We start from the raw sequence: 18,189 nt of genomic DNA, 5'->3' as shown, positions 1-18,189 counted from the left end.
CCCATTTTTTCCCTATCCTACCTCATTTTAAATTAAGCAAAAATATGATAAAATAAACTGACTAGAAAAACAAAGGAGAAATCATGTCTCAACTCTATGATATTACCATTGTAGGTGGCGGTCCTGTCGGGCTCTTTGCTGCCTTTTACGCCCACCTACGCCAAGCCAAAGTCCAAATCATCGACTCTCTTCCCCAGCTCGGTGGTCAACCAGCCATCCTCTACCCTGAAAAGCAAATCCTTGATGTTCCAGGTTTTCCAAACTTAACCGGAGAAGAGTTGACCAATCGCTTGATTGAACAGCTAAACGGCTTTGATACTCCTATTCATCTCAACGAAACCGTTCTTGAGATTGAAAAACAAGAAGAAGGCTTTGCCATTACAACCTCTAAAGGTAGCCACCTGACTAAAACAGTTATCATTGCCATGGGGGGTGGTGCCTTCAAACCACGTCCGCTCGAATTGGAGAACGTTGAAGACTATGAAAATATCCACTACCACGTTTCCAATATCCAACAATACGCTGGCAAGAAAGTAACCATCCTTGGTGGGGGAGACTCAGCTGTGGACTGGGCTCTAGCTTTTGAAAAAATTGCGCCAACTACCCTTGTTCACCGTCGAGATAACTTCCGCGCCTTGGAACACAGTGTGCAAGCCCTGCAGGAATCATCTGTGACTATCAAGACACCATTCGTTCCTAGCCAACTCCTTGGAGATGGAAAAACACTCGATAAACTGGAAATCACCAAAGTCAAATCGGATGAAGCAGAAACGATTGACTTAGACCACCTCTTTGTCAATTACGGCTTCAAGTCTTCTGTCGGAAATCTTAAAAAATGGGGTCTGGATCTCAACCGACACAAGATTATCGTCAATAGCAAGCAAGAATCCAGCCAAGCGGGTATTTACGCTATCGGAGACTGCTGCTACTACGAAGGAAAGATTGACTTGATTGCCACAGGACTTGGAGAAGCACCAACTGCTATTAACAATGCCATCAACTACATCGACCCTGACCAAAAAGTGCAACCAAAACACTCAACAAGTTTATAAGAAAAGAACCACGGATTCAACAATCCGTGGTTTCATAGTTCCTCTGCAATCTTGTTTATTTTTCGGAGTCTGTGGTTGACGCCACTTTTGGTTAGGGGATTGCTCAGGCTATCTGCCAACTGCTGGATAGAGTAATCTGGGTGCTGGATTCGCAACTGAGCCACCTCTTGCAAATCCACAGGTAAATTTTCCAAACCCATTCTATCTTTGATTTTACTGATATTATTAATGGTCTTCATACTAGCAGAAACCGTTCGAGCGATATTGGCTGTTTCAGCGTTATTGGCTCGATTGAGATCATTACGAGTTTCACGCAAAATCTTGACACGCTCAAAATTATCACGCGCCTGCATGGCCCCAATCACGATCAAGAAATCCATGATGTCTTCTGCACGCTGGAGATAGGTAACTGCACCTTTCTTGCGTTCAATAACCTTGGCGTCCAACAAAAACTGCTGAAGGAGAGAGGCCAATCCTTGGGCATGGTCCATATAAACGGAACTAATCTCCAACTGGTACTTGCCAGACTCAGGATCTCGGATGCTGCCATTTGCCAGAAAGGCACCACATAAGTAAGCACGACCAGCCTCCTCATCTGCTAAAATATCGGGATCAATACCTGTCTCCAAACCAAAGAAGGAATCCGCAAGACGCAAATCAGCTAAAAGCTCCTGCACTCTCTCATCGGTATAGACCGTATAGACACGATTCTTACGAAGATTGCTCCTCTGATGATGTCGAATTTCTGACTTAATATCATAAAAATGGAGAAAGGACTCATAAAGGTGCCGAGCCAACTTGGCATTTTCAGTCACGACGGACAAGGTCAAGCCTGAAGTCGAGAGACCGATACTGCCAGACATCTTGATAATTGCCGACAGCTCATGACGACTGAGATGGTGTTGACCAAGAATTTCCTCTTTTACTGCAACTGTAAAACTCATTTTCTCACCTGTATGATGCGCATCAATTCGTCTACAATCAAATCGCCATCATGGAAGGCTCCTCCATTTTCCAAACGAAGGAAGTTGGATGAAATCACACGAGGAACCTGCTTGCAAAGACCAGCAAAGTCATGCTCTACCTGAACCAAATATTCATCGAAACGGTTGGTATCCATGTATTCTCTAGGAACCTTCTCGATATTAACCAAGACCGTATCAATAAAAGGCCGACCTAGATGGCGATGGAGGACTTCCACGTGGTCACTGTCTGAAAAGTGCTCTGTTTCCCCACGCTGGGTCATGATATTGCAGACATAGGCGATCTCCGCCTTGGTCTCCAAGAGAGCCTGCCCAATCTCCTCGATGACAATATTGGGCAAAATCGATGTAAAGAGAGAACCAGGCCCCAAGACGATCATGTCACTCTCGAGAATAGTATTGACCACTCGACGGCTGGCTTGAGGTGTTTCATCATCCAGAGTATTGGTCACATAGACATGGTCAATCATACCTGGATGATCAGCAATGTGGCTCTCACCTGCCACCTCAGAACCATCTTTAAAGACTGCATGCAGTGTCAAAGGCTGATCGCTTGAGGGGTAGATTTTTCCTGTTGTGTGGAAAAAGAGACTTAGCAGCTGCATGGCATTATAAGTGGACCCTTGCATTTCAGAGAGCCCAGCTATGATGATATTCCCCAGTGGATGACCCGCAAAAGCACCAGCGTCTTCTGAAAAACGGTACTGAAAAACCTTCTCATAAAACTTAGGCATATCCGACATAGCCACCAGAACATTACGAAGATCACCTGGTGGTGTCAGCTGTTGGATATTCTTTCTTAGTTCACCAGAAGATCCACCATCATCAGCTACCGTTACGATGGCTGCGATATCAACATCCTTTTCTCGCAAACTTTTCAAAATGACGGGGATACCCGTTCCTCCACCAATCACCGTTATCCTTGGTTTTCTCATGAACGGTTTACCGTTTCCTTTCTTCTGTCTTTGTCACGATGGCTTTCATTGACAGGCCAATTTTTAGCAAGATCCTTTGCGATTCGTTTGGCAAAGGCAACACTACGGTGCTGCCCACCTGTACATCCTACTGCAATGGTCAAAACAGACTTGCCTTCTTTCTTGTAACTTGGCAAGATTGGTTCAATCAAGGCGAGTAAGTGCTGATAGAAACTTTCAGACTCTTCATGATTCATCACATAGTCATAAACTGCTTGATCCTCACCTGTCTGATTACGGAGCTTCGGAAGGTAGTATGGATTTGGCAAGAAACGGACATCAAAAACCAAGTCTGCATCAATAGGGATACCATACTTGAATCCAAAAGACATGACCTCGATACGGAAAGACTGGGCTTGTTCTTGGTCTGAAAATTGCTCTGCAATGGTTTTACGAAGTTCACGCGGAGTGAGTTCTGTCGTATCCACCACATTTTGACTCATATTTTTCAAAGGTGCCAAAAGTTCACGTTCCAGCTTAATGCCATCTAAAATCCGACCATCCGCTGCTAGAGGGTGACTTCTTCTCGTTTCCTTATAGCGTGCCACCAATTCCTTATCTTTTGCATCCAAAAAGAGAATTTTGAAATCCAATTCATCTTGGTTTTCCAATTCATCCAAAACAGCCTGAATCTCTGAAAAGAAGGAACGGCTCCGCATATCCACCACTAGGGCCAACTTATGGTCATCATCCTTGGTCTCGACCAACTGTAAAAACTTTGGCAAGAGGGCTGGCGGCATATTGTCAATAGTGAAATATCCCAAATCTTCGAAAGACTGAATGGCTACTGTTTTCCCTGCGCCACTCATCCCTGTCACAATCACAAGGTGAAGTTGTTTCTTTGTCATCTATCTCTCCTTATATCAAAAAAAGTTTGGCAGAGCCAAACTTCAACTAGCTTATCCAATCTCTGCGATCACTTCAATTTCGACTTTTACATCACGAGGAAGACGTGAAACCTCTACAGCTGAACGAGCTGGGAATTCCTCTTTAAAGGCCGTTTGGTAAACCTCGTTAAAAGGAACAAAGTCATTCATATCGCTCAAGAAGCAAGTTGTTTTGACAACGTGGTCAAAGTCCGTTCCCGCTTCTGCCAAAATAGCACCGATATTTTTCAAAACTTGTTCTGTCTGTTCTTGGATAGTCTCTCCTACAATTTCACCAGTTTCAGGAGATAGGGGAACTTGACCGCTAGCAAACAAAAGATTGCCAACGATTTTCCCTTGAACATAAGGTCCGATAGCCTTTGGAGCCTTGTCTGTATGAATTGTTTTTGCCATTTCTTTCCCTCACAATTTTTCTAATATTGCATTCCAAGCCTGATCCATCCCTGCCTTGCTGACAGATGAAAAGAGGATGAAGTCGTCACTTGGGTCAAAGTTTAATTTCTTTTTGATTGCAGATTCGTGCTTGTTCCATTTACCACGAGGAATCTTGTCCGCCTTGGTCGCAACGATGATAACCGGAATCTCATAATACTTGAGAAATTCGTACATCTGCACATCATCTGCTGACGGGTCATGACGAAGGTCAACTAAACTGACCACGGCACGGAGATTTTCACGAGTTGTCAGGTACTCCTCAATCATGCGGCCCCACTTTTCACGTTCCTTTTTGGAAACGCGGGCATAGCCATACCCAGGCACATCCACAAAGCGCATCTTGTCATCAATGTTAAAAAAGTTAAGGAGCTGGGTTTTCCCAGGTTTCCCTGATGTACGGGCAAGATTATTGCGGTTGAGCATGGTGTTGATAAAGCTAGACTTGCCAACATTTGAACGCCCTGCAAGGGCAATCTCTGGCAGGTCATCCTGCGGATAATGAGATTTATTGGCCGCACTGAGCAAGATTTCAGCATTGTGTGTATTGATTTCCATAGTCACCTCTAGGCTGTTTCCAGGATCGGTTTATCCGTTCCATCAACAGCTTCTTTAGTGATGCGGACCAATTTCACATTTTCCTGACTCGGTACTTCAAACATAACATCTAGCATGGTTTCTTCGATGATGGAGCGAAGACCACGCGCACCCGTTTTGCGTTCGATGGCTTTATTGGCGATTTCCTGAAGAGCTTCGTCGTCAAATTCCAACTCAACATCATCATAAGAAAGCAAGGTTTGGTATTGTTTCACCAAGGCATTTCTTGGCTCTTTCAAGATGCGAACCAAGTCATCGACCGTCAATTGCTCAAGAGCAGCAAAGACAGGCAAGCGCCCAATCAACTCAGGGATAATCCCAAATTTTTGAATGTCTTCTGCGATGATTTCTTGCATGTAGGAGCTGTTTTCGTCAATCGCCTTGTTGTTTTGACCAAAGCCGATGACTTTTTCTCCCAAACGCTGTTTAACAATTTCTTCGATGCCATCAAAGGCACCACCCACAATGAAGAGGATATTCTTGGTATCTACCTGAATCATCTCTTGTTGTGGATGTTTACGTCCGCCTTGAGGCGGTACGCTGGCAACAGTTCCCTCGATAATCTTGAGAAGGGCTTGTTGCACCCCTTCACCCGAAACATCACGTGTGATAGACACATTCTCGCTCTTTTTGGCAATCTTGTCTATTTCATCAACGTAGATAATCCCACGTTCTGCACGTTCGATGTTAAAGTCAGCAGCCTGCAAGAGTTTGAGGAGGATATTTTCCACGTCCTCACCCACATACCCAGCCTCAGTAAGAGCTGTCGCATCTGCAATAGCAAAAGGTACGTTCAAGCTCTTAGCCAAGGTCTGGGCCAAAAAAGTTTTCCCAGAACCAGTTGGGCCAATCATCAAGATGTTTGACTTCTGCAAATCCACATCTTCTGACTCTTCACGCGTATCGTGGAAATTGATGCGTTTATAGTGATTGTATACAGCCACTGCCAAGGCACGTTTGGCACGATCCTGACCAATCACATAGTGGTTCAAGATATTGAGGAGTTCGATTGGTTTTGGTACTTCAGACAAGTCTGCCAAAACTTCTTCGGCCAACTCCTCCCGAATGATTTCCTGGGCCAACTCCACACATTCATTACAGATAAAAGCGTTGTTCCCAGCGATTATTTTCTTTACTTCTTCTTGGCTTTTGCCACAAAATGAGCAATAAACCATCATATCATTTTTCCTATTTGTAGGCATGATTTCCTTCCATTCTAATTTATCATTCTATCTAAAATAAGTTCATGTAAAAAGCATGAATACTGTTTACCAGATTGGTAAAAGCATTCAGCCAGAGTAAGGCAGACAGTCCATAGCGCTTCTTACGAAAAGCCTGTGCTCCAGTCAAAATACAGATTACACACAAAAAAGCTGTGAAAAATCCAAATATACTGCGCTCCATTAGACTTCCTTTCTATCTCGGTATTCGATGGTAAAATCATAGTCATTTTTCTCATCTCGGGTGTAAGATTTGCTTGCGACTGTCTCAAAACGAGACAAGTCAAACTCCTCAGGAAAATAGGTATCTCCCTCCACCTGAGCATGAATCTGTGTCACGATGATTTCATCTAAATAAGGCTCAAAAGTCTGAAAAATCTGCTTTCCGCCAATGATATAGAGATTTTTTTCCTGACTCTGATACCACGCTAAAACAGACTCCACATCTTGAAATACGAGCGCCCCATCTATGACTTCTTCGCTATTGCGCGTTAAAATCAGGGTTTGCCGTTTTGGAAGCAGACGACGTCCCATGCCATCAAAGGTCACTCGCCCCATCAGTATAGCATGATTTAAAGTTGTTTCCTTAAAATGTTGCAACTCTGCCGGCAAATGCCAAGGGAGACGATTTTCCTTCCCAATCACACCTTTTTCATCCTGGGCCCAAATGGCTATGATTTTCTTTGTCATGCTTCCGTCCTTTTTATTGATATTACTATTTTATCAAAATTCTCCCAAAAAGACTGTTTTGAAACGCGCACAAAAGAGAGAAAAGGAGCAGGCATCATCTAGCCTGCTCCTCTCGTCCCTAGGACATATATTTTTTTGCTTCTGATTCAATTTTTTCGACCACTTCTTGGATACTTAGTCCAGTTGTGTCAAGGTAAACTGCATCCTCAGCCTGTTTGAGAGGTGAGGTTTCACGATGACTATCCTTGTAGTCACGCGCCGCAATCTCTTCTTTCAACGTTTCCAAGTTAGTCTCAATCCCTTTAGCAATATTTTCCTTGTAACGACGCTCTGCTCTTTCTTCAACAGAAGCCACTAGGAAAATCTTGAGTTCAGCTTGTGGTAAAACAACTGTCCCGATATCACGCCCATCCATGACGATACCGCCTTGCTGAGCAATCTCTTGCTGGAGCGAAACCAGTTTCTCACGCACTTCAGGAATGGCAGCAATGCTTGAAACCTTGTTGGTCACTTCATTTTCACGAATCGGATGCGTAATATCAACATCCCCTACAAAAACAAGTTGCTCACCTGTTTCTGAACGACCAAAACTAATGGGGTGTTGGTTAAGAAGCTCAAGAAGTTGGTCTACATTTCCTGCATTCAACTGGTGTTTGAGCGCTATATAAGTCGCAGCACGGTACATAGCACCTGTATCGAGATAAGTATAACCAAAATCCTTAGCGACAATCTTTGCGACCGTACTCTTGCCACTCGAAGCTGGACCATCGATAGCAATTTGAATTGTCTTCATGACCGACTCCTATCTTGTCTTAATCACATCACCTGGATTGGCAAACCAAGATCCAGATGACATGTGAGAAGGATTTAGAGCCTCTAGCTGGGCAATGGAAATCCCTGCACGCTGAGCAAGAGCTGCCTCTCCCTCTCCAGGCTGTACTGTAAGTGTTCCTTCACCCTCTGCATGTTCTTCCGAACTGCTTTCTGAAGGTGTTGATTCAGAAGAAGATGTTTCCTCTACCTTGCTACTTGAAGATGATGATGCTTCCACTTTAGAACTTGAACTTGTAGAAGGAGACGATGCATCATAGAAGTCCTTCAAAGATGAAGTACGATTGCTTCCTCCGGTTGATAGGTAAATCAATACAACTACCATTGCTACAACGATTACAAAGAAGAGGCTAGCTAGAACCGTCAAGACACGATTCGCAACAACGCCTTTCCCTTTTTGTTTCCGGTGTCGACGCTCTGATCTTGTTTCTTCCTCATTGTTTTCGTAAATATCTTCTTGCCACGGTTCTTTTTCCATACCTTACTCCTTGTTTTTTTTACATTTTCTTATTACAATATAAATATGAAAGTCACACTTATACCCGAACGGTGCATCGCCTGCGGGCTTTGCCAAACCTATTCTGAACTCTTTGATTACCATGATAATGGAATCGTTCGATTTTACGATGATCCAGTTGAATTGCAAAGAGAAATCGCTGAGACCAGCGATGTTCTGGAGGCCATCAAAAATTGTCCTACACGTGCACTCCTAAAAGATCCATCGTAGGAAGCAGGGAATAAATATAATTGTTTTTTCTCATTTTTCCCACACTTACTAGTTTAGCATATTTCTAGGTAAAATTATAGTCTTTTTTGGTTATTTTTTCCTTCAATAATAGAAAGGTCACTTTTTTCTTTGATGAGATAGAGTGGTCTTTTTTTGGTCTCTAGATAGATCTTACTGATATACTTACCGAGAATCCCAATCGTCAGGAGTTGAATCCCTCCAAGAAAGAGAATGACAGCCATCAAAGACGTCCAACCAGATGTCGGATTTCCCAAGATAAGAGTCCGAAACACTACAAAAAATGTCATCACAAACGAAAGAAAACAAGATAGAAGTCCCGCTACAAAGGCTATACTCAAGGGGAAATCTGAAAAGTTAAGAATCCCTTCAATCGAGTAGAAAAAGAGTTGTCTAAAACTCCAACTGGTCTTGCCAGCCTGTCGTTCAACGTTTGGATAGTCCAGATAGTGCGTTTTAAAACCCACCCAGGCAAAGAGTCCTTTAGAAAAACGATTAGACTCGGTCAGGGTTAAAATAGCATCTACCACAGATCTTCTCATCATGCGAAAATCACGGACACCTGAGGGCAAGGCTACTGGGCTAATTTTTTGCATGAGGCGGTAAAAGAGGTCGGCACAGAAACTGCGGAAAAATGGTTCTCCCTCCCGACTAGTTCTCCGTGTCCCAACACAGTCTAAGTCTGCATTCTGGTCTAGTAAGGCCTTCATCTCAAGTAGCATACTAGGAGGATCCTGAAGGTCTGCATCCATCACGACCACCAAGTCTCCAGTTGCATGTTGCAAGCCTGCGTATAAGGCTGCCTCTTTCCCAAAATTTCGTGAGAATGAGACATAACGGACCGCAGGATTTTGCTCCCGATAGGTCTTCAAAAGCTCCAAGGTCCCATCACTTGAGCCATCGTCTACAAATACATATTCGACTTCTGCTCCCAAGTCAGGAAGCAGAGCTTCCACAGACTGATAAAAAAGAGGAAGTACTTCCTCTTCGTTTAGACATGGGACAATGATTGAAATCATCATCTTAGTCTTCAAATCCATTTGGATGCTTGCTTTGCCAACGCCATGCGTCTTCACACATTTGGGTGATGTCGAGTTCTGCTTCCCATCCCAGTTCTGTTTTGGCTTTTGCTGGGTCTGAGTAGCAGGCAGCGATATCACCTGGGCGGCGTTCTACGATGCGGTAAGGAATAGGACGTCCCACTGCTTTTTCCATATTTTGGATAATTTCAAGAACGGAGTAACCTTTACCAGTTCCAAGGTTATAAATGTTAAGACCTGAACCTTTTTGGAGTTTTTTCAAAGCTGCAACGTGACCTTTAGCTAAATCGACGACATGGATATAGTCACGAACACCAGTTCCATCTTCTGTATCGTAATCATCTCCAAATACTTGCACTTGCTCTAGTTTGCCCACTGCTACTTGTGCAACATAAGGTAAGAGATTGTTTGGAATTCCATTTGGATTTTCTCCTAGGTCTCCACTTTCATGCGCTCCGATTGGGTTAAAGTAACGAAGTAATACCACGTTCCATTCTGAGTCTGCCTTGTAGATATCGGTCAAAATTTCCTCTAGCATGAGCTTGGTACGACCGTATGGATTGGTCACTGAAAGTGGGAAATCTTCTAAGATTGGTACTGTATGAGGGTCTCCGTAAACTGTCGCCGAAGAACTGAAGATGATGTTCTTACAGTTATTTTCTTCCATGGCTTTTAGCAGGCTGACAGTTCCAGCGATATTGTTGTCATAGTAGGCAAGAGGGATACGGGTTGATTCGCCAACAGCCTTCAGACCAGCAAAGTGAATCACACCAGTCGGTTCTTCCTGCTTGAAAATATCTCTGAGGGTATCTGTATCACGGATATCTGCCTCATAAAAAGGAATCTCAACTCCTGTGATTCTTTCAACAACTTCTAAACTTTTACGATTGCTATTGACAAGATTATCTACCACGACCACTTGATGACCTGCTTGGATCAACTCAATAACAGTGTGGGTTCCGATAAATCCGGCACCACCCGTTACCAAAATCTTTTCTTGCATCTTATTTCCTCGATTCTCGGATTATTTTTTCTTATTTTATCATTTTTGATAGGGAATGTCATTTGACATCCTAAACTACCTGCTAAAATTTCAGTAAAATCTTACTCGCTTTTTACTCGGTTGACATAGTTTGCAATTGGGTAGTTTACTGGGTCCAAGGTCAACTCCTTGTCTTGGACCAGTTGAGCTAGATGATACCCGATGATTGGACCCGTTGTGAGACCTGATGAACCTAGACCACTAGCCGCATAAACACCCGCTAAGCCTGGCACCTGTCCAAAGAAAGGGGAGAAATCACTGGTATAGGCGCGAATTCCCACACGCTCACCTGATGATTTCGCTTCTGCCAAGGCTGGATAGTGGGGTAAGGATGCCTCCTCCATTTGTTGGAGCAAGGTTTCATCTACCGTCAAATCAAATCCCATATCATTTTCATGGGTGGCGCCCAAGGACAATTTCCCACCTACAAAAGGGATCAAATCCCACTCCCCTTCTGGCATGACAACAGGGTGAGATGCTAGGTCTTTGGAGAGCTGATAATCTCGGAGTTGTCCTTTTTGGGGACGAACATCTACCTCATATCCTAAAGGTTCCAAAATGTCTCCCAACCAAGCTCCTGTCGCCAAAATAACCTGATCAAACATCTCTTCACCAATCTGGTAACCTGATGCTAAAGGTGTCAGACTCACTTTTTCTTTGACCAGCTTGACTTGACTGGCTTCTAGCAAACGAGTCACTAAGAGGTGGCCATCTACTCTCGCTCCACCAGAAGCATAGAGCAGGCGGTCAAATCCCTGCAAACCAGGGAATAATTCATTTGCAGACGCTTGGTCTAGAATGGCTAATTGACCTATCAAGGGAGATTCTTCCCTACGCTGGAGTGCTAGTTCATAGAGTTCTTCTAACTTGGATTCATCCTTTTTCAAGAGAAAAACTCCCGAACGCTGGTAAAAGTCGATTTCCTGTCCTGACTTTTCTAAATCAGCCAACAAATCCACATAAAAGTCAGCCCCCAAGCGCGCCATCTTGTACCAGGCTTTATTACGGCGTTTGGAAAACCAAGGACTGATAATTCCTGCTGCAGCCTTGGTTGCTTGCCCCTGTCCATGGTCAAAAACGGTCACCTCTAGGTCAGCTTCTTTAGAGAGGTAGTAGGCAGCTGTTGCCCCCACAATTCCTGCTCCAATAATGGCAACTTTTTTCATTGTCTTCACCTTCTAACTAGATATGGTGGAAAGGATTGGTCGATGCTTGACTAGGTACAATATCGATTGTCCAGCCCTTCTCTTCCTTCCATTGAGTAAGAAGTGCAGCGATTTTTTCCACAAAAAGCACTTCGATATAGTGACCTGGGTCCAGCGCTAACAGGCCATCAGACAGCATATCCTGAGCTGTGTGATAGTAGATATCGCCAGTGATATAAACATCTGCCCCCTTTGCTAAAGCATCAGAGTAGAAAGACTGCCCACTGCCACCACAGATGGCCACTCTTGAAATAGGCTTCTTCAAATCACTCTCTTGATAATGCACCATGCGAAGACTATCAAGACCAAAGACTTGCTTGACATACTGAGCAAATGCTCCAAAAGTCTGTGGTTGAATGTCACCAATACGCCCAATCCCACGTTCTGGGCCTGTTTCCTGGAGATAAGTCGTCTCCTCAATGCCTAGCATCTGGCAGAACCAGTCATTGAGACCATTCTCTACAATATCGATATTAGTATGGCTGACATAAACGGCAATGTCATGCTTGATCAGGTCGATGTAAATCTGATTTTGCGGACGGCTGGCTACCAGATCCTTGATAGGACGGAAAATTGGCGCGTGCTTAACGATAATCAAATCCACACCCTTTTCAATGGCTTCAGCCACCGTTTCTTCACGAATATCGAGAGCTACCATGACCCTTTGGATATCCTTGTCTAAAGTACCGATTTGCAGGCCACGGCTGTCTCCCTCCATGGAAAATTCCTGGGGACAAAAGGCTTCATAAGCTCTAATTACTTCACTTGCTAGCATGGAGCACCTCCTTGATGGCTTGAATTTTATCTACAAGAACTTGACGTTCCTCCATATTTTTTTCTGGGATTTGGCTAAAAGCAAATTCTAGCTTAGCTGCTTCTTTTTGCCATTTTTGGACAAAGACTGGACTGACTTCTTTGGACAAGATAGGTCCAAAACGGACATCACTTGCTGATAGCTTCATTTGTCCAGCTTCCACCACTAAAATCTCGTAGAATTTGCCAGCTTCTTCTAGAATGCTTTCTGCCACAATCTGAAAATCGTTGCCCTGTAGCCAGATGCGCAAGTCGTCTTCACGATTATTGGGCTGGAGGATCAAACGTTCTACATTAGCTATCTTGCCCAAACCTTCTTGCAATATGGTAGCAATCAAACGGCCACCCATACCAGCAATGGTGATGACCGACACTTGGTCTTCCTCTTCAAAGGCTGCCAAGCCATTGGCTAAACGAACTTGGATTTTCTCCTTTAAGCCGTGAGCCTCAACATTTTTGACCGCTGACTGGTAGGGTCCTTCCACCACTTCCCCTGCAATAGCGCTTTTGATTTGGCCTCTTTCAACCAAGTCAATTGGCAGATAAGCATGGTCACTTCCCACATCTAGTAAAATGGCACCTTGTGGCACAAAGGACGCCACCAATTCTAATCTCTTTGAAATCATCTTCTCTCACTTTCCAAAACTCTATTACCTCTTATTATACCACATTTCAGCTAGCAATCTTGCACCTAAAAAGACCGCAATACACAGATTGCAGTCTTTCTTTATTTTCTAGTTTGGTAGCGACTGGTTAGAATGAAAATCACAGTAAAGACAGCCATCATGACAAGGTAAACAGGCAACGTTTGTCCTGTCAAGGTTGAAATTTCAAGCAACTTTTGAATCATTGGGAAGAGGGCTGTGGCTAGGAAGCCTCCTACTGACCAGACAATCAAGAGGACACGCCAGAGGGTAAATGGCATGCAGGCTCTAAATACGGATAAGAAACCGATAGACCCAAGGAGATAATAGAGTAGGGTTGAGATTTCTAACTCAGACCAACCTTGACTAGCTCCAAAGATTTTGACAAAAAGAACGCTGAACACGACCATGAGGGCACTTGGTAGGGCACGAAGCATGGATCTTCTGAGGAAGTTTGGCTCAACAGGCTTGATATTTCGCTCAAAAGTCAGAACGAATGGTGGGAACCCTTCCACGAATTGGTCGATCATGGTAATCTGGATCGGAATGAAAGGGAAAATCAAAATCCACTCAGACCGTCCCAGAAGAACACTGGCGATACAGATAACTGCTAACAGGAAGGAATAGATAGTTTTAATCAAGAAAATCGGTGCGATGTGGGCGATATTATTAACCACACGACGGCCTTCAAAGAGAATCTCAGGAACATCATTAAAGTCAGAGTTCAAGAGAACCAGATTAGCAATCTGACGAGTCGCAGGATCTCCTTCAGCCATAACGATAGAACAATCTGCTTCGCGGAGAGCTAGGATATCATTGACACCATCCCCTGTCATTGCCGTTGTATGCCCTGCTTTTTTCAGAGTTTGGATGATGAGTTTCTTTTGATGAGGGGAAACACGTCCGAAAATAGCTGTCTCTTCAGCCATGGCAATCAATTCCTCATCCGTGATTTTTGAACAATCTACATAGCTGTGATAGTCTGCAAAACCAGCCTTCTGGGCAATGCTGGATACTGTAACGGGATTGTCGCCAGAGATAATCTTGAGACCTACTTCCTGGGAACGGAGATAGTCCAGCGTCTCAGCTGCTCCTTCTCGAATCGGGTCCAAGATTTCCAGCAAGGCGAGGGCCTGAATGTCAGACGGTTTCTGTGGTTTGTGATGATCTAGTTTTTCCTGACTGAGGGCCAAGACCAAGACACGTGAACCTCTCTCTAAAGCCTCTCTGGCTTCTGGGACTTCAGAGTCCAACAATATCTCAGGCGCCCCTAAGAAAACCGTTCCTAGCCCTTCTAATTCCATAGCTCCCCACTTGCGGTCGCTTGAGAAAGGAAGATTCGAGATCGCAGGATAGGCAACCTGTCCTTGGAAACGCTGGCGAATGGCTTGAGCTGTTGGATTTTTATCCTCACTATGAGCGATATAGCTAGTCAAAATGCTGGCAATAGCCTCATCACCATAAGTTTCCATCAGAGGAAGAACAGCCTCCACCTGCATCTTTCCTTGGGTGATGGTCCCCGTTTTGTCCAGACAAAGCATATCCACGCGCGCCAAGGTCTCAACAGAGTACATCTCCTGCACTAAGACCTTTTTCAAGCCCAGCTTGATCACCGCAGTCAAGAGCGAAGTTATGGTCAAAAGGGCGATTCCCTTGGGCAACATACCCAAAAGGGCTGTTGACGAATTTACAACGGATGACTTGAGGGGCAAGCCCTTTAACATCAAGGCTTCTAGCAGGAGGGCTAAACCAAAGGGAATGATAATCTTCCCAGTAAAACCAGCTAGTTTGTCCAGCGATTTCATGATACGGGAGTTGATCGGTTTCACTGTCTTAGCTTCTAGCATGAGTTTGGAAGCATAATTGTCTGCCCCTACATGGTGAACTTGAGCCAAAACTGCGCCACTGGCTAGGAAACTCCCTGATAAAAGCAAGGCATCCACTTCTTTTTGCACCAAATCACTCTCACCCGTCAACATAGCTTCATTGACTTCCGCAAATCCTTCCAGAACCAGAGCATCACTAGGAATCTGCTCCCCAGCAGACAAACGAATAACGTCTCCTAGCACCAATTCTTCAGGATTGAGGGCAACTTCCTGTCCATCACGAATGGTTTTGACCTTTTCCTTGGTCATGAGATTGAGCTTGTCCACCATGTGTTTGGCTCGCAGCTCGGTCAAAATCCCAGAAAAAGCGTTAAAGCAGATAACGGCAAAGAAGACCAGATTGCTCCAAGCCTGCACAAAGGCCAGCGCTAGGGCAATAACAAAGTTTAATGCGTTAAAAAGTGTAAAAACATTTCGTTTGAAGATTTGCCAAGTACTGGTACTGGCTGAAGCGGTAAAGTCATTGACCAAACCTTGAGCCTGTCTTTCCTTGACTTCTCTTTGGGTTAATCCCATAATCTTATTTTTATCCATAAACTCTATCATATCATTTTTTTTTAAAGAATTCTAATCCCATCTAAAACTGTTGGCTGATAACTGAAAAAGTTTGCCAGCAGTCTTTTGATAAGGTATAATAATAAAAGCAATACAATCGAAGGAGATCTCATGTTTTATACTTATTTGCGTGGACTAGTCATGCTGATCTTGTGGTCCATCAATGGCAATGCCCACTATCACAATACTGATAAAATCCCTAGCCGAGACGAAAACTATATCCTCGTCGCACCTCATCGTACCTGGTGGGATCCTGTTTATATGGCCTTTGCGACCAAACCAAAACAGTTCATCTTTATGGCCAAAAAAGAGCTGTTTAACAACCGTATCTTTGGCTGGTGGATCCGTATGTGTGGCGCCTTTCCTATCGACCGAGAAAAACCTAATGCCTCTGCCATCAAGTACCCTATCAACGTCCTCAAAAAAAGCGACCGCTCTCTCATCATGTTCCCAAGCGGGAGCCGTCACTCAAACGATGTCAAGGGTGGAGTAGCCTTGATTGCTAAAATGGCTAAGGTTCGTATCATGCCGGTTACCTACACAGGTCCTATGACTTTGAAAGGCTTGATAAGCCGTGAACGTGTGGATATGAACTTTGGAAATCCTATCGATATCTCAGACATCAAGAAAATGAATGATGAAGGAATCGAAATGGTTGCAGACCGCATCCAAGCTGAATTCCAACGTTTGGACGAAGAAACCAAGCAATGGCACAATGATAAAAAACCAAACCCACTCTGGTGGTTTGTCCGCATCCCAGCCCTCATCCTTGCTGTGATTGTTGGTATCCTAACGATTATCTTTACCTTCATTGCAAGCTTTATCTGGAATCCAGATAAGAAGAGAGAGTCTCTTGGTTAAAAAATACAAATATCCCTTGGCTTTTACCAAGGGATATTTCTTTTATGCAATTTTCCATTTTTGAGCCAACCAGTTGGAAAAGGCTAGAAATCGCTCAGCCACTTGCTCATGATGCCCATAGGGATCAAAGACAAACTGACCAGTCGGATAACGTTTCTGAAGACTAGTATGGATCTGCTCAGCATAAACTGGTGCTTGAGCCAAGCGATTGGTATGATGGGCTCCTTCTGTTTGACCATTCTGTAAATACAGTAAACAGTCCAAATTTTTCACCTCTTCTTCCCTGCAATAAGTCACAAAATCAGGAAACCAAAAGGAACCGCAGATAGAGAAGATACAGGAGACCTTGTCAAAGCTGAAAAGACTGTATACTGCCGCCAAACCACCTAGTGAGTAGCCTCCATAAGCAAGGCGATTTTTGTCCAGACGATAAAGCGACTGCAACTTATCTAAAAGATCTCCAAATAAATGACTATGATAGGTATTTGCCTGACCGCCAAAATCCGGAGCCCCCTCTCTCAGAGCAGAGGCCTTCCAGGGTGTGTAGTCATCTAGGCGATTTTTAGAGGTCAAGCCCACTAAAATCACAGATTCAGAAAGGGAAGATAGGAAATCCAAGTTTCCATCATTCAAGAGAACAGCTGGATAGGTTTGGTTGGGATCATAAGTCGAAGGAAGGCTGACCTTGACTTGGATCCCTTCCCAGTCAAACTCATTATTTATTGATAAAGTCATTGATTTTCTCAAGGGAATCAATCACTGCTGGACCATAGTCCATTAACTCATCGTAAGAAATGGTCATGATTTTTTGATTCTTAATAGCAGGAACATTTTCCAAAACTTCATTTGCCTTCATCAACTCTACTGCGTTAGCATCCAATTTTTTATTGCGGTCGCTGGTTACATAGATAATCAACTCAGGATCCATTGACACGAGATTTTCCAAGGTCAAACCTGATGTTCCCGTTGCAACGTTGGTATAACCAAGTTGATTTAGAAGGCTCTCTTGCAAAGCAGACTTGTAAGCACCGAAGGTTTCGTCATTATAAGCAACCATAATCAAAGCCTTTTTCTTTTCACCTTGGCTTGTTGGATTTGCTTTCTTAACAGCGTCAATTTTAGCTTGTAATTGGGCTGCGTATTCATTAGCCTTGTCCTGAACATTGAAAATCATTCCAAGATTTTTGACATCTTCTACGATATTTCCCAAATCTTGCTGAATCGTTGAGAGAGAAGCTTTTTGCGTATAGACTGGGATTTTGTTTTCATTCCAAGCGCTAACTGTTCCCAAGGATTTTTCTGAAAACATCATGTTTCGACCCATCACCGCATCTGGCTCATAAGAAAGGACTGTCTCTTGAGAGACTGTTTTTTTATCACCGATTTGAGGAATGGTCGCAATCGCGTCCTTGTATTTGTCTGTTACAGCATTGTCAGGGTTGAGCATGCCAGCAATTTTATCCTTCAAGCCCAACTCCAATAAGATTTCAGTTGTTGAAAGATTGTTGGTGATAACTTTTTCAGGTGCCTTGTCAAAGACTTGTTCGACTTCATTTCCCTTAACATCATAGGTTTTAACCGTTAACGGATAAGTCGTCTCTGTGCTGGCCTTTTGACTTGTTTCTGTGCTAGACTGCGTGGTAGCTTTTTCTGTAGTAGTGTTACCACAAGCTGCCATGGTTAGGGTAGCTACTGTTACGAGTAAAATGCTTAGTGTTTTTTTCATCTTGTT

The 18,189-nt window shown here is 43.8% G+C and carries 20 protein-coding genes; 3 read left to right on the top strand and 17 right to left on the bottom strand.

The features are described 5' to 3' along the window. Nucleotides 1–83 precede the first annotated feature (83 nt). The gene (locus tag A6J84_RS01385) at nt 84–1,052 is read left to right on the top strand and encodes an NAD(P)/FAD-dependent oxidoreductase (RefSeq protein WP_084940537.1); all 969 of its coding nucleotides are present in this window, start codon (nt 84–86) and stop codon (nt 1,050–1,052) included. Between the two features lie 32 nt (nt 1,053–1,084). Here A6J84_RS01385 and whiA read toward each other — a convergent pair whose 3' ends face one another. From whiA to A6J84_RS01335, 9 genes are all read right to left on the bottom strand, one after another. Continuing rightward, on the bottom strand, nt 1,085–1,996 hold the full coding sequence (whiA, locus tag A6J84_RS01380) for a DNA-binding protein WhiA (protein ID WP_095725885.1): 912 nt from the start codon (nt 1,994–1,996) through the stop codon (nt 1,085–1,087). Further along, nucleotides 1,993–2,970, bottom strand: coding sequence for a YvcK family protein (locus tag A6J84_RS01375; RefSeq protein WP_001231134.1), 978 nt, complete (start codon nt 2,968–2,970; stop codon nt 1,993–1,995). Before A6J84_RS01375 ends, whiA begins: the two co-directional genes overlap by 4 nt. Then, nucleotides 2,967–3,857: an RNase adapter RapZ gene (rapZ, locus tag A6J84_RS01370; protein WP_000163047.1), complete on the bottom strand. Its 891-nt coding sequence runs from the start codon at nt 3,855–3,857 to the stop codon at nt 2,967–2,969. Before rapZ ends, A6J84_RS01375 begins: the two co-directional genes overlap by 4 nt. Before the next feature lie 51 nt (nt 3,858–3,908). Then, the gene (locus A6J84_RS01365) at nt 3,909–4,289 is read right to left on the bottom strand and encodes a RidA family protein (RefSeq protein WP_001140421.1); all 381 of its coding nucleotides are present in this window, start codon (nt 4,287–4,289) and stop codon (nt 3,909–3,911) included. A 9-nt stretch (nt 4,290–4,298) separates the two neighbouring features. Continuing rightward, nucleotides 4,299–4,886, bottom strand: coding sequence for a ribosome biogenesis GTP-binding protein YihA/YsxC (gene yihA, locus A6J84_RS01360; RefSeq protein ID WP_095725884.1), 588 nt, complete (start codon nt 4,884–4,886; stop codon nt 4,299–4,301). 8 nt (nt 4,887–4,894) lie between these two features. Then, complete coding sequence (gene clpX, locus A6J84_RS01355) at nt 4,895–6,127, bottom strand: ATP-dependent Clp protease ATP-binding subunit ClpX (protein ID WP_004240351.1); 1,233 nt, start codon at nt 6,125–6,127, stop codon at nt 4,895–4,897. 201 nt (nt 6,128–6,328) lie between these two features. After that, nucleotides 6,329–6,835 carry a dihydrofolate reductase gene (locus tag A6J84_RS01345; protein ID WP_000162313.1) on the bottom strand — a complete coding sequence of 169 codons (507 nt, stop codon included), beginning with the start codon at nt 6,833–6,835 and terminating at the stop codon, nt 6,329–6,331. A gap of 118 nt (nt 6,836–6,953) precedes the next feature. After that, nucleotides 6,954–7,628, bottom strand: a complete 675-nt coding sequence (gene cmk / locus A6J84_RS01340; protein ID WP_084881698.1) for a (d)CMP kinase — start codon at nt 7,626–7,628, stop codon at nt 6,954–6,956. Nucleotides 7,629–7,637: 9 nt separating this feature from the next. Further along, nucleotides 7,638–8,144: an SAG1386/EF1546 family surface-associated protein gene (locus tag A6J84_RS01335; protein WP_044020443.1), complete on the bottom strand. Its 507-nt coding sequence runs from the start codon at nt 8,142–8,144 to the stop codon at nt 7,638–7,640. Between the two features lie 45 nt (nt 8,145–8,189). Here A6J84_RS01335 and A6J84_RS01330 point away from each other — a divergent pair, with 45 nt between their 5' ends. Continuing rightward, the gene (locus A6J84_RS01330; RefSeq protein WP_002874767.1) at nt 8,190–8,393 is read left to right on the top strand and encodes a ferredoxin; all 204 of its coding nucleotides are present in this window, start codon (nt 8,190–8,192) and stop codon (nt 8,391–8,393) included. Between the two features lie 74 nt (nt 8,394–8,467). Here the strand turns inward: A6J84_RS01330 and A6J84_RS01325 are convergent, their stop codons facing one another. The 6 genes from A6J84_RS01325 to A6J84_RS01300 all read right to left on the bottom strand — a co-directional run bounded on the left by A6J84_RS01325 (nt 8,468) and on the right by A6J84_RS01300 (nt 15,575). Then, nucleotides 8,468–9,433: a glycosyltransferase family 2 protein gene (locus tag A6J84_RS01325; protein ID WP_095726477.1), complete on the bottom strand. Its 966-nt coding sequence runs from the start codon at nt 9,431–9,433 to the stop codon at nt 8,468–8,470. A gap of 1 nt (nt 9,434) precedes the next feature. After that, a complete protein-coding gene (gene galE / locus A6J84_RS01320; RefSeq protein ID WP_095725883.1) occupies nt 9,435–10,454 on the bottom strand; it encodes a UDP-glucose 4-epimerase GalE in 1,020 nt (339 codons plus the stop codon). A 101-nt stretch (nt 10,455–10,555) separates the two neighbouring features. Continuing rightward, nucleotides 10,556–11,659, bottom strand: a complete 1,104-nt coding sequence (locus A6J84_RS01315) for an NAD(P)/FAD-dependent oxidoreductase (protein WP_185758136.1) — start codon at nt 11,657–11,659, stop codon at nt 10,556–10,558. 16 nt (nt 11,660–11,675) lie between these two features. Beyond that, nucleotides 11,676–12,473 carry a Nif3-like dinuclear metal center hexameric protein gene (locus tag A6J84_RS01310; protein ID WP_095725881.1) on the bottom strand — a complete coding sequence of 266 codons (798 nt, stop codon included), beginning with the start codon at nt 12,471–12,473 and terminating at the stop codon, nt 11,676–11,678. Next, nucleotides 12,460–13,137: a tRNA (adenine(22)-N(1))-methyltransferase gene (locus tag A6J84_RS01305; RefSeq protein ID WP_095725880.1), complete on the bottom strand. Its 678-nt coding sequence runs from the start codon at nt 13,135–13,137 to the stop codon at nt 12,460–12,462. Before A6J84_RS01305 ends, A6J84_RS01310 begins: the two co-directional genes overlap by 14 nt. Nucleotides 13,138–13,238: 101 nt before the next feature. After that, nucleotides 13,239–15,575 (bottom strand): cation-translocating P-type ATPase, encoded by a 2,337-nt coding sequence (locus A6J84_RS01300; RefSeq protein WP_095725879.1) that lies wholly within the window; start codon nt 15,573–15,575, stop codon nt 13,239–13,241. Between the two features lie 132 nt (nt 15,576–15,707). On the opposite strand from A6J84_RS01300, the gene A6J84_RS01295 reads away from it, so the two are divergent. Next, on the top strand, nt 15,708–16,457 hold the full coding sequence (locus tag A6J84_RS01295) for a lysophospholipid acyltransferase family protein (protein WP_095725878.1): 750 nt from the start codon (nt 15,708–15,710) through the stop codon (nt 16,455–16,457). A 42-nt stretch (nt 16,458–16,499) separates the two neighbouring features. On the opposite strand, the gene A6J84_RS01290 is transcribed toward A6J84_RS01295, so the two are convergent. Continuing rightward, nucleotides 16,500–17,192 carry an alpha/beta hydrolase-fold protein gene (locus tag A6J84_RS01290; protein ID WP_095725877.1) on the bottom strand — a complete coding sequence of 231 codons (693 nt, stop codon included), beginning with the start codon at nt 17,190–17,192 and terminating at the stop codon, nt 16,500–16,502. Beyond that, entirely contained in the window at nt 17,173–18,183 is a 1,011-nt protein-coding gene (locus A6J84_RS01285) for an ABC transporter substrate-binding protein (protein WP_000753261.1), read from the bottom strand. The genes A6J84_RS01290 and A6J84_RS01285 overlap by 20 nt, the downstream gene beginning before the upstream one ends. Between the last annotated feature and the right edge of the window lie 6 nt (nt 18,184–18,189).

The sequence above is a fragment of the Streptococcus sp. FDAARGOS_256 genome, assembly GCF_002289235.2.
In the GTDB taxonomy this organism is placed as follows: domain Bacteria; phylum Bacillota; class Bacilli; order Lactobacillales; family Streptococcaceae; genus Streptococcus.
The sequence above is the reverse complement of the archived record's forward strand: the minus strand, read 5'-3'. Positions and strand labels throughout refer to the sequence as shown.

Coding starts and splice junctions, on each gene's coding strand:
- A6J84_RS01385 (WP_084940537.1), top strand. CDS start 84: ATGTCTCAACTCTATGATATTACCATTGTAGGTGGCGGTCCTGTCGGG.
- whiA (WP_095725885.1), bottom strand. CDS start 1,996: ATGAGTTTTACAGTTGCAGTAAAAGAGGAAATTCTTGGTCAACACCAT.
- A6J84_RS01375 (WP_001231134.1), bottom strand. CDS start 2,970: ATGAGAAAACCAAGGATAACGGTGATTGGTGGAGGAACGGGTATCCCC.
- rapZ (WP_000163047.1), bottom strand. CDS start 3,857: ATGACAAAGAAACAACTTCACCTTGTGATTGTGACAGGGATGAGTGGC.
- A6J84_RS01365 (WP_001140421.1), bottom strand. CDS start 4,289: ATGGCAAAAACAATTCATACAGACAAGGCTCCAAAGGCTATCGGACCT.
- yihA (WP_095725884.1), bottom strand. CDS start 4,886: ATGGAAATCAATACACACAATGCTGAAATCTTGCTCAGTGCGGCCAAT.
- clpX (WP_004240351.1), bottom strand. CDS start 6,127: ATGCCTACAAATAGGAAAAATGATATGATGGTTTATTGCTCATTTTGT.
- A6J84_RS01345 (WP_000162313.1), bottom strand. CDS start 6,835: ATGACAAAGAAAATCATAGCCATTTGGGCCCAGGATGAAAAAGGTGTG.
- cmk (WP_084881698.1), bottom strand. CDS start 7,628: ATGAAGACAATTCAAATTGCTATCGATGGTCCAGCTTCGAGTGGCAAG.
- A6J84_RS01335 (WP_044020443.1), bottom strand. CDS start 8,144: ATGGAAAAAGAACCGTGGCAAGAAGATATTTACGAAAACAATGAGGAA.
- A6J84_RS01330 (WP_002874767.1), top strand. CDS start 8,190: ATGAAAGTCACACTTATACCCGAACGGTGCATCGCCTGCGGGCTTTGC.
- A6J84_RS01325 (WP_095726477.1), bottom strand. CDS start 9,433: ATGATGATTTCAATCATTGTCCCATGTCTAAACGAAGAGGAAGTACTT.
- galE (WP_095725883.1), bottom strand. CDS start 10,454: ATGCAAGAAAAGATTTTGGTAACGGGTGGTGCCGGATTTATCGGAACC.
- A6J84_RS01315 (WP_185758136.1), bottom strand. CDS start 11,659: ATGAAAAAAGTTGCCATTATTGGAGCAGGAATTGTGGGGGCAACAGCT.
- A6J84_RS01310 (WP_095725881.1), bottom strand. CDS start 12,473: ATGCTAGCAAGTGAAGTAATTAGAGCTTATGAAGCCTTTTGTCCCCAG.
- A6J84_RS01305 (WP_095725880.1), bottom strand. CDS start 13,137: ATGATTTCAAAGAGATTAGAATTGGTGGCGTCCTTTGTGCCACAAGGT.
- A6J84_RS01300 (WP_095725879.1), bottom strand. CDS start 15,575: ATGGATAAAAATAAGATTATGGGATTAACCCAAAGAGAAGTCAAGGAA.
- A6J84_RS01295 (WP_095725878.1), top strand. CDS start 15,708: ATGTTTTATACTTATTTGCGTGGACTAGTCATGCTGATCTTGTGGTCC.
- A6J84_RS01290 (WP_095725877.1), bottom strand. CDS start 17,192: ATGACTTTATCAATAAATAATGAGTTTGACTGGGAAGGGATCCAAGTC.
- A6J84_RS01285 (WP_000753261.1), bottom strand. CDS start 18,183: ATGAAAAAAACACTAAGCATTTTACTCGTAACAGTAGCTACCCTAACC.